Consider the following 5,337-nt stretch of genomic DNA (forward strand, 5'->3'; position numbering starts at 1 on the left):
AAGTTTCTGAGGGGTCTCGGTGCTCATGCCTGCAGATTGAACCACGCTTCGCGCGCTGTGTCCAGCACAACCTGCAAGCAAGAATCCCAGATTCAGCGAACGGTCATGCCCGCGCTTTTTGAGAAGTTACTCCGCATCGTGCTGGCCCTGGACTTCGACGTGAATGTAAACCCATTGCTCGCCCGCTTCGCGGGTGCTGACCTGGACGAGGCGGTCCACCAGGCGTTTGCCGAGTTCGGCGTCCTGGACGATCTGGGCAAGTTCCTGGTCGAGGAAGACGTGCGCTTGCTGCCAGTCGATTTCGGCGTGCGCCGACGGGAAGTAGAAAGCCATGAACTCGGGGAAGTAGCGCGTGATCGCGTCTTTCCACGGGGTGTCGTAGTCGTCGTTGGGTGAGGTCTGGTTGTCCATGGCTGTGCCTTGTCGTCGGTTCCGTGCAGAACGATCACGATACCGCGCGCGGGAGTACGGTGGGTGAAATTGACATCGCAGGCGTCGACTTTGAGGGAATGCCGTTGACGCGCCCGGCGGCGTGTGTCGCTGGAAGTCTCCGCGCCCCGGAATGGGCCGCAATCGACGGGCGCGGACTGGCCGTCGGGCAGGCTGAGCTGGGGGCAGGAACCGGTAGCGCCGTGGTGGGCGATTCCGGGGGTGAGGGTCACGGGTCCCGGTTATGGCCTTTTCGCCTGATGAATCGTGCGATAAGCGCTGCTCGCCTGCTGTTCGGCGACGGGCTAGTAAAGGACTGGATTGCGGCGCTGCGCTCGCAATGATGTCAGGGGGCTGCGCTCAGGATGGCGGCGCCACCCTCCGTTACCGTTACCGCCACTGTGCGGAGCGCATCAAGGCGGCAGAGATCCGGTGCTCAGTCCTGATCGAAGACTTGGTCCAGCGATTTGGCGTCAAAGATGTTGAGCGCCCAGCTTTCGAGCTGCTCAACTGTGGCGTTGGCCAGTCGGGCGCGGACGGCGTCAGGAAGCGTACCAAAGCGACGGGCGAGTTGGCTCTGCAGGAGGGTAGCTTCCCCTTTTTGCATGCCTTGTTGCTCTCCTTGCTGCAATCCTTGCTGCAATCCTTGCTGCAATCCTTGCTGCAATCCCTGCTGCAATCCTTTTTCGATGCCAAAGCGTTCGGCAGAGGTAACGTAGGGCATGGTGACGTTCCTTTCCAGTGTGTAGACTTCGTCCATCAGCCGCTTCTCGAGTTCTGTCGGCAAACGCATCAGCCAGTCGATGACGCTGAACAGGTCAATGATGCGCTGCTTGTCCCAGTTGCGTTCGTAGAGGAGCTTGGCCAGCCGCCATTTTGCCCTATAGCGTTGCTCGGGGTCACCCTTTGTCTGGCGGGTGAACAGGTGCGCCGCGGTAACCAGGGCGAAGGGGTTGGGGTCCGCCAGGAGGGCTTCGGCCTGGTCGGCGTAATCGAGAATCTTGACGGTTGGGAAACGGATGCCGACTTCGCAGCCAAATAGCTGGTAGCCGAAGTGGGTGGGTTTCCAGTTTTCGCCGTCGTCTGCCAACACGGCGAGACTGGCGACCGGACGGCGGTAGCGGTCGTAGAGCCGGTAGTTGTAGGTGAACATGCGATGGGCGAAATCGCTGTCTCGCTGGCCTTGAATTTCGATATGGATGAAGATCCAGCGGGGCTGGCCGTCCTGGAGGGTGACTTGGACGAGAGTGTCGGCCAGCATCCGGCCCAGCGTGTACAGGAACTCACGCCGCGATGCTGGAAGCAGATCTTCGCTGCCAATCCGCTTCGCTCGCCGTTGCGCTGCCTCGGCACGTAGGATGTAACGCCGCGTAGTTATCGGTTGCACTGCGAGGAGCGCAGCGCAGCGACGCGGCAGTCCAGGGAAGCGGGCCGCTAGCTTACGGCTGCCGCGCTGCCAGGCCCTGGATTGCCGCGCTTCGCTCGCAATGACCGTGAAGTGGGAAGCTGGAGGCGCCCGTGCCCACGATGACCGCTCCACCCTGCCACCGTGCTACTGCCATCGCCACGGCACTTAGCGTAGCAACGTGGCAGCAATCCGGTGCTCAATCCTGATCGAAGACTTCGTCGAGGGACCTGGCGTCAAGGACCTTGATCGCCCAGCTTTCGAGCTGATCAACAGGAGCACTGACCAGTCGTGCGCGGACGGCATCCGGCAAGGTGCCGAAGCGACGGGCGAGCAGGCTCTGCAGGAGCGCAGCCTCCCCTTCTTGCCGGCCTTGCTGCAATCCTTTTTCGATGCCGAAGCGTTCGGCAGAGGTAACGTAGGGCATGGTGACGTTCATTTCCAGTGTGTAAACCTCTTGCATCAGCCGCTTCTCCAGTTCGGTCGGCAGACGCATCAGCCAGTCGATGACGCTGAACAGGTCGATGATGCGCTGTTTGTCCCACTTCCGTTCGTAGAGCAGTTTGGCCAACCGCCATTTTGCCGCATAGCGTTGCTCGGGGTCACCCTTTGTCTGGCGGGTGAACAGGTGCGCCGCGGTGACCAGGGCAAAAGGATTGGGGTCGGCGAGGAGGGCTTCGGCCTGGTCGGCGTAGTCGGGGATCTTGACGGTCGGGAAGCGGATGCCCACCTCGCAGCCGAATAGTTGGTAGCCGAAGTAAGTCGGCTTCCAGTTCTCGCCCTCGTCTGCGAGAACGGCCAGGCTGGCAACCGGACGACGATAGCGATCGTAGAGGCGGTAGTTGTAGGTGAACAGGCGTTCGGGGAAATTGGCGTCGTGCTGTCCCTGGACTTCGACGTGAATGTAAACCCATTGCTCGCCGGCGTCGCGGGTGCTGACCTGGACGAGGCGGTCCACCAGGCGTTTGCCGAGTTCGGCGTCCTGGACGATCTGGGCGAGTTCCTGGTCGAGGAAGACGTGCGCTTGCTGCCAATCGATTTCTGCGTGAGCCGCCGGGAAGTAGACAGCCATGAATTCGGGAAAGTAGCGCGTGATCGCGTCTTTCCACGGGGTGTCGTAGTCGTCGCTTGGAGATGTCTGGTTTTGCATGGCTGTGCCTTGTCGTCCAGTCCGTGCCAAGTGATCAGGATTGCGCATATCTAATTAGCATTTTTTCGCGTAAGTACCACCAATCGGGTCGTGGCCTGGCGGATCAGGCAGCCGGCAAGGAAACAGCGCGTCAGTCGCATTGTTTCCCGGCACGATGGCGGCGGCAATCAGCGAGTTCAAGCGATTAGAAATTGGCCGTGGCGCAGCACGGCGTCCATGTTACGTTCGATCTGAGGACGGAGCGCGACCTGTTGTGCGGCAAGATCAATGAAACTCAAGGCTTCCGGGTGAGCGGAGTTGTCCTGTAGCAACCACTCCAGCGCCTGTTCAGGCTGGCGGCGCTGACCCATAGGGACGTTCGCCCCTGTTCGGCGCAGTAAAAAAAGTCCTTCGGTCGCCGTGGCGCGTTCCGGCCTGAGCCATAGATCGAGAATCACGCTGGCGTCGAGGACCAGATGTTTATTGACGGCCAAGGTGCTTGTCCTCCAGAGCCTGGTAGCGCAGTCGATCGAAGCTATCGTCCGGCATCGGTGGACCACCATGAATCTGCTGCTTCCACGGACCAAGTATTTCGTCGATGGCGGCACGGACTGTGCGCCCCTGGGCTGACGCTCCTTTCGTAGAAAGGTCCGGCGCACGGGCAGCGGTTGCTGTGGGCTGATCAGGGTCGCCTGGCGGGTCTGCCAGGACCTCGTCATCAGGGAGAATCAGTACGACATTCACCACAGCGTGTTTAAGACGAAGGTGCTTCGGCAATTCCAGGTGACCATGGTTATAAACGGCTTCTACTTGCATAGATCTTGCGAAAGCGCTTTTCTTCGACCGCCCGCTTGAGCAATTGCAGCGTTGTATTGCGGCGGTTCTGCTTGACAACAAAGAGGTAAACTTCCGCTTGATCGCAGTCTCTGACCATGCGTACGCCATCCTGCCAACGGGTAGCCATGGGCTTTTCGGTCATCACATTGACGCGATGGCGAGAAGCCGCAATGGCCTGCTCAGGATGCAGGCCGCTCGGAGTGCAGAGCGCGACCAGATCAAGCTTCGACCTTGAGCATGTCTTCAAGGCGTTGATAGCCCGGAACCTGATACTGCTCCTTGTGTGCTTCGAGTATGCTGGGGTTGTTATCGCAAACAGCAACGAGCTCAAGCTGGTCGGAATGGGCCTCAATGGACGCAAAATGATTCTTGGCGATGCGGCCACAGCCGACAACGGCGATTCGGATTTTTCGGTTCTGGATGATCGGGTTCATGGTGAATTGGTATCAAGGTTGAGGTTGGATACGAATCACATATTCGGTCTGCTTACACCCAATGGATCTTGCTCCGCTTTGTTGGCTGAATGCTTCGGACGACGGATGATCGGGACGTCCCCACTTCCGTTATCCCTTGCGCGAGGGCTCGGTGTAGCCCGTGATGATCGCGATAGCGTGGCTGGAAAGGCTCTGGGTGCCATTCGTTTTAGAAGATGGCGACGAGGCGTTGTTGGTCCGGGGAAGCAGACTGGCTTCGCCCGAGAAATCGGGCTCCTACAGTACCGAGGAAGAACAGGGTCACCCACTGCCCAAGAAATGATCAGTCTTTGAAGACTTTTTCCAGGGTGGCGGCATCCAGGATGTTGTCGGTCCAGCGTTCAAGCTGTTCCAGCGTGGCGTTCTTGAGCCGCTGCCGGGTAGCTTCGCTGAGCGGGCCGAAGCGGCGGGTAAGCAACCGTTCGAGTACCTTTTCTTCGCCTTGCTGCATGCCTTGCTGGATTCCGCGTTCGGTGGCACGACGTTCGACGCTGGTGACGTAGGGCATTTTGCGCTCTCATTCAATTTGTTCGATATCTTGCCGCAGCTTATCCTCCAGGCCTTCCGGCAGGCGCATTATCCAGTCGAGCACGGCAGCGAGGAGCGCAGCGACGCGGCAGTCCAGAGAAGCGGGCCGCTAGCTTACGGCTGCCGCGCTGCCACGCCATGGATTGCCGCGCTTCGCTCGCAATGACCGTGAAGTGGGAAGCTGGACGCGCCGCGCTCACGATGACCGCTCCCCCTGCCACCGTGCTACTGCCATCGCCACGGCACTTAGCGTAGCAACGTGGCAGCAATCCGGTGCTCAATCCTGATCGAAGACTTCGTCGAGGGACCTGGCGTCAAGGACCTTGATCGCCCAGTTTTCGAGCTGATCAACTGTGGCCTTGGCCAGTCGGGCGCGGACGGCATCAGGAAGCGTACCGAAGCGACGGGCGAGTTGGCTCTGCAGGAGGGCAGACTCCCCTTCCTGCCGACCTTGCTGCAATCCTTGCTGCAATCCTTGCTGCAATCCTTTTTCGATGCCAAAGCGTTCGGCAGAGGTAACGTAGGGCATGGTGACG

At 59.8% G+C, this 5,337-nt stretch carries 6 protein-coding genes and 1 pseudogene; all 7 read right to left on the bottom strand.

Features of this window, described 5'->3' with window-relative positions; genetic code table 11:
* Positions 1 to 126: 126 nt before the first annotated feature.
* On the bottom strand, positions 127 to 411 hold the full coding sequence (locus ACCAA_RS21600) for a hypothetical protein (RefSeq protein ID WP_342674081.1): 285 nt from the start codon (positions 409 to 411) through the stop codon (positions 127 to 129).
* 454 nt (positions 412 to 865) lie between these two features.
* Entirely contained in the window at positions 866 to 1,816 is a 951-nt protein-coding gene (locus ACCAA_RS22645; RefSeq protein ID WP_425394513.1) for a DUF4351 domain-containing protein, read from the bottom strand.
* A gap of 217 nt (positions 1,817 to 2,033) precedes the next feature.
* On the bottom strand, positions 2,034 to 2,984 hold the full coding sequence (locus ACCAA_RS21610) for a DUF4351 domain-containing protein (RefSeq protein ID WP_186409312.1): 951 nt from the start codon (positions 2,982 to 2,984) through the stop codon (positions 2,034 to 2,036).
* 176 nt (positions 2,985 to 3,160) lie between these two features.
* A complete protein-coding gene (locus ACCAA_RS21615; protein WP_186409313.1) occupies positions 3,161 to 3,457 on the bottom strand; it encodes a hypothetical protein in 297 nt (98 codons plus the stop codon).
* Between the two features lie 320 nt (positions 3,458 to 3,777).
* Positions 3,778 to 4,234 (bottom strand): annotated as a pseudogene (locus ACCAA_RS21620) (Gfo/Idh/MocA family protein); the annotation flags it as partial.
* A gap of 322 nt (positions 4,235 to 4,556) precedes the next feature.
* On the bottom strand, positions 4,557 to 4,781 hold the full coding sequence (locus tag ACCAA_RS21625) for a DUF4351 domain-containing protein (RefSeq protein WP_245754735.1): 225 nt from the start codon (positions 4,779 to 4,781) through the stop codon (positions 4,557 to 4,559).
* Positions 4,782 to 5,078: 297 nt separating this feature from the next.
* Positions 5,079 to 5,337: DUF4351 domain-containing protein (locus tag ACCAA_RS21630; protein WP_186409314.1), on the bottom strand; the 259-nt coding region annotated here is incomplete at its 5' end.

Origin of the sequence: Candidatus Accumulibacter aalborgensis (genome assembly GCF_900089955.1) — a bacterium.
In the GTDB taxonomy this organism is placed as follows: Bacteria; Pseudomonadota; Gammaproteobacteria; order Burkholderiales; family Rhodocyclaceae; genus Accumulibacter; species Accumulibacter aalborgensis.